Origin of the sequence: Brachyspira innocens ATCC 29796 (assembly GCF_000384655.1) — a bacterium.
Classification (GTDB): domain Bacteria; phylum Spirochaetota; class Brachyspiria; order Brachyspirales; family Brachyspiraceae; genus Brachyspira; species Brachyspira innocens.
In genome coordinates, this window is record NZ_ARQI01000036.1 from 1 (window position 1) to 4,598 (window position 4,598).

Sequence of the window (4,598 nt, forward strand, 5' to 3'; positions counted from 1 at the left end):
AAATGATTTTCAAAATTTTATTTTAATCCCCGCCCTTTTAGATTTTAAGGCTCTATTTTTTTTATATTAGTTTGATTAAATATTTTGAGCCTTCACTTCAAAAAATGCACCCGCCCAAAGCGTAATTTAAATTTAAGACTTGCCTAAACGCACGCAGAACGGATTTTTTAGATATTAGTTAATTTAAAATCATGATTTATCTTATATATAAAATTTTGTTCTACGTGTGTTGAATAGCATTACAAATTTAAAAAATACTTGGGTGGGCAGCTAGAGTAACAGTAAAAGCTAAAGAAGAAAAATAATTTATAAATAACATATGGCATTCAAAAATTTAAAGGGTGGGAATTAGAATAAATTTCAAAATTTTATTTTAATCCCCGCCCTTTTAGATTTTAAAGCTTTATTTTTTTATATGTTTTAATTAAATCTTTTGAGCCTTCACTTTAAAAAATGCACCCGCCCAAAGCGTTATTTAAATTTAAGGCTTTTCGTTAATAAATATTATAAATAAAAACACTCAATAAGGTTAATAAAATACAATATCTACACTTTACGAAATGATAATTTTATTATATAATTTTCCTAATATATCAAATTAGGTTTTTTAGTATGATAACAAAAAGAATTATACCATGCTTAGATGTAAGAGACGGCAGAGTTGTAAAGGGTACAAATTTTGAAGGCTTAAAAGATGTTGATGATCCAGTAGAGCTTGCCAAATATTATAATAATTCATTAGCAGATGAGCTTGTATTTTATGATATAACAGCTTCTTATGAAGACAGAAGTTTATTTGTAAATGTACTTAAAAATGTAGCTAAAGAAATATTCATACCTCTTACTGTAGGGGGCGGTATAAACAGTATAAAAGATTTTGATATAGTATTAAAATCAGGTGCTGATAAAGTAAGTGTAAATTCAGGAGCGATAAAAAATCCTAATCTTATAAAAGAAGCTGCAGAGAAATACGGTAATCAATGCGTTGTACTTTCAATAGATATAAAAAGAGTTAATGGTAAATATTCAGTATTTGCTAAAGGCGGAAGAGAAGATACAGGAATCGATGCTATAAAGTGGGCTATTAACGGAGAGAAAAATGGTGCTGGTGAGCTTGTTATAAATAGCATAGATACTGACGGAGTAAAAAAGGGTTTTGATATAGAATTATTAAAAGAAATAGCTGATAATGTATCTATACCTTTAATAGCTTCAGGCGGTGCTGGTAATATGGAGCATTTCAAAGATGTATTTGCTGTAAAAGGAGTTGATGCTGGTCTTGCTGCTTCTATATTTCACTATAAAGAAATAGATATAAAAGATTTAAAAGAATACCTAAGTAAAAATAATATCAATGTAAGGCTTTAATTTTTATATTTTATAAATAAACTTGTTTAAAAACCTATTTATAAAAATTATACAGCCCTTAATTAAAAGATATCAGTAAAAATAAAAAATTGACAAACTTAAAAATTTTCAGTATATACTAACCCTTCATTCGCTAGAAGTACTAGCTTCTGTTATGAAATTATGCTATATAATATTGCTATAAATTATAAAAATCGCTTGGGTGGGCAGACAGAATAACAGTTAAAGCTAAAAATAAAAAATAATTTATAAATAACATAATAATGCTTAAAAATTTAAGGGGCGGGGGTTAGAATAGATTTTTAACTTTATTTTAACCCCACCCTTTTAGATTTAAAAGCTTTATTTTTTTATATGTTATCATTAAACCAGAAGACCTCACTTCAAAAAGTGCACCCACCCTAGCTTAATTTAAATTCGCAATTTACTTAACGCACGTAGTATGAGTTTTTTAATACAAATTAATTAATAAATCTAATTTATTCTATATATAAGAGTATATTAAACGTGCGTTAAATATATCATAAATTTAAATAACACTTGGGTGGGCAGACAGAATAACAGTTAAAGCTAAAAAATAAAAAATAATTTATAAATAACATAATAATACTTAAAAATTTAAAGGGCGGGGATTAGAATATATTTTTTAACTTTATTTTAACCCCACCCTTTTAGATTTAAAAGCTTTATTTTTTTATATGTTATTATTAAACCAGAAGCCCTCACTTCAAAAAGTGCACCCGCCCTATCTTAATTTAAATTCGCAATTTACTTAACGCACGTAGTATGAGTTTTTTTAATACAAATTAATTAATAAATCTAATTTATTCTATATATAAAAACCCATTAAACGTGCGTTAAAAGAATATTATAAATTAAAAAAAATCTTGGGTGGGCAGACAGAATAACAGTTAGGATTGAGAATAAAATTTAAAAATTATACATTTTGGAATAAAAATTTATTATGAATATACAATAATTTTATGAATACGGATATAAAACTTATAACAGAAATTATAAAGATATAATATTAAATTATAAAAAATCTCATGCACATCAAACATAAGATATGCATGAGAAATCCCCATATACTCATTTTTAGGAGTTATTAAATTAGCTGAAAAGTTCTTCTAAATTATTAGTATCCGTAAAAATATGAGTTTACTATCAAGTATCTGTCTTTACCTTTAGTATTTACATCTGGATTATAAACTACATATATATCATCTCCAAGCTCGGCATATCTTAAAAGTTTGTCATCAGACATAAAATCACCCTTAACATAAATAGCAGAACCAGGTGCCATAGGACAATTATACTGTGTAGTTATAATTTTAGGTTTTGTGGTAATAAGCCCTTTGTATCCGTAAATACCTTTTGAATCATTTTTGTAATTGGCCTCAAGCCAAGCAGCATAAAGCTCACTCCAATCCTGAAACCCTTTAATATTTTTATTTGCTGCATAAAGTATAGCTTTATAAGTTCCTCTATATTCTTTCGGAGCATTAGCTATATCTTTATATATTTCAAATCCATTTTTTGAATGAAGTCCAAGCCAATACATAAAAAGTGAAACTGTAGCATATTTATGAACAGTGTATCCCTGATTCCAATTTACAAAATAATCGCCTTTGGTTATTAAATACATTGAATCTGTATTATAATAATCAAGTCTGTTTTTAGGCAGTTTTCCTCTGTAAGCTATAACGGCAGCTTCTGATAATGCCTCATCTACCCATATATCAAATGAAGAATTGCTTTTATTTTCTAAAGAACTGTAATGTATAACATGATGAAGTTCATGAGCTATAGTATTTACAACAGATTCTATATTCTCCCAACCATTTATATAATCTAAAAATATAATATTATCTGTATCATTTTTTATTTCATCAAGACCATCAAGTATTGAATACCCTTGCATATAGGGTTTATCACCTGTAAAGCCTCCATTAATATCCATTATTAAAAGTGTTAATTTACCTTTTAATTTTCCGTATAAATACTCTTCCATATCATAGATTTTTGAAGTTTCTAATATAACGCTTTGCAAATCTCTGTCATTTACTTTAAGTCCGTTCTCCAAATATATATCTATCCTAGATGTGGAGTATATATTTTTAGCTTTTAGGCTTTCTTTGGAATAATTATTATTTATATATCTTACTGCATTAAATACTTTTTCTGTATTTTTGCCTTTATATATATTATAACTCACTGGAGTTTTTAGAACTTCATTTAGACTTTCATATGCATTTAAAATAAATGCATGGCTTATGATAAATAATATTAATAATAAATATTTTCTCATAGTTCTTTACTCTCCTCATAAATTATAATACGTTTTATAAGTATCGGAAAAAATATAAAAAAAGAAACAAAAGAAAATATAAAAAAGACCTGCTTATAGCAAGTCTTTTAATTATAATTATTAATAATTATTCATCATCACTATGAGATTCTATTAATCCTGAATCAGGTATACTGTTCCAAACAGCATTTAACTTATCCTGAAATATAGCACATGCTATTACATACATAAAGAAATTTAATACTATTAATAATACTGTGCTGTCTTCTGTACTATCCATTCCAGCTTTTTTAGTCATCTCTAAATAAAGTATTTTACCGTATTTATAATACCAATAAAAAGTATAAAGTCCGCATGTTACAATGGATAATACTAATTCCAGTGTTGGGTTTATATCATCTCTTTCCATAAAATTCTTAATCTCATCTGTAGTCTTATAAAGCCAGTATGCATAATAAATACCGCATGTTACAATATTTAATACCACAAGCATAGGTATGCTTCTAACAGTACCTTTTACCATTATTAAAACCTCCTAAAATGTTTGAAAAGATTATACTTTAACTTTACAAAATAATCAATAAAATAAAAATAATATTTAATTTTTTTAATACATATATTATATAAATAATAATATATGTTATTTATAATATTTATTAACGCACGTAGAACTAAATGCTTGAAAGTCTTAAATTTAAATAATACTTTGGGCGGGTGCAATTTTTGAACTGAAGACTTAAAAGATTTAATCAAACTAATATAAAAAAATAAAGTTTTTGAATCTAAAAGGGCGGGGATTAAATTAAAATTTTGAAAATTATTTTAACTCCCACCCTCTAAATTTTAAAGCGTTGATATGTTACTTATAAATTATTTTTCTTCTTTAGCTTTTACTGTTACTCTGGCTGCCCACCCAAGT

General features: G+C 26.4%; 3 protein-coding genes. 1 reads left to right on the forward strand and 2 read right to left on the reverse strand.

All coding sequences use genetic code 11. The annotated features are described in order from the left end of the window. Window positions 1-612 precede the first annotated feature (612 nt). Window positions 613-1,368, forward strand: coding sequence for an imidazole glycerol phosphate synthase subunit HisF (gene hisF / locus F811_RS0100535; protein ID WP_020003367.1), 756 nt, complete (start codon window positions 613-615; stop codon window positions 1,366-1,368). A 1,138-nt stretch (window positions 1,369-2,506) separates the two neighbouring features. On the opposite strand, the gene F811_RS0100540 is transcribed toward hisF, so the two are convergent. Together F811_RS0100540 and F811_RS0100545 are read right to left on the reverse strand one after the other, a co-directional pair. Then, window positions 2,507-3,679 (reverse strand): DUF2268 domain-containing putative Zn-dependent protease, encoded by a 1,173-nt coding sequence (locus F811_RS0100540; RefSeq protein WP_020003368.1) that lies wholly within the window; start codon window positions 3,677-3,679, stop codon window positions 2,507-2,509. A 127-nt stretch (window positions 3,680-3,806) separates the two neighbouring features. Beyond that, on the reverse strand, window positions 3,807-4,202 hold the full coding sequence (locus F811_RS0100545) for a DUF4234 domain-containing protein (protein ID WP_020003369.1): 396 nt from the start codon (window positions 4,200-4,202) through the stop codon (window positions 3,807-3,809). Window positions 4,203-4,598 lie beyond the last annotated feature (396 nt).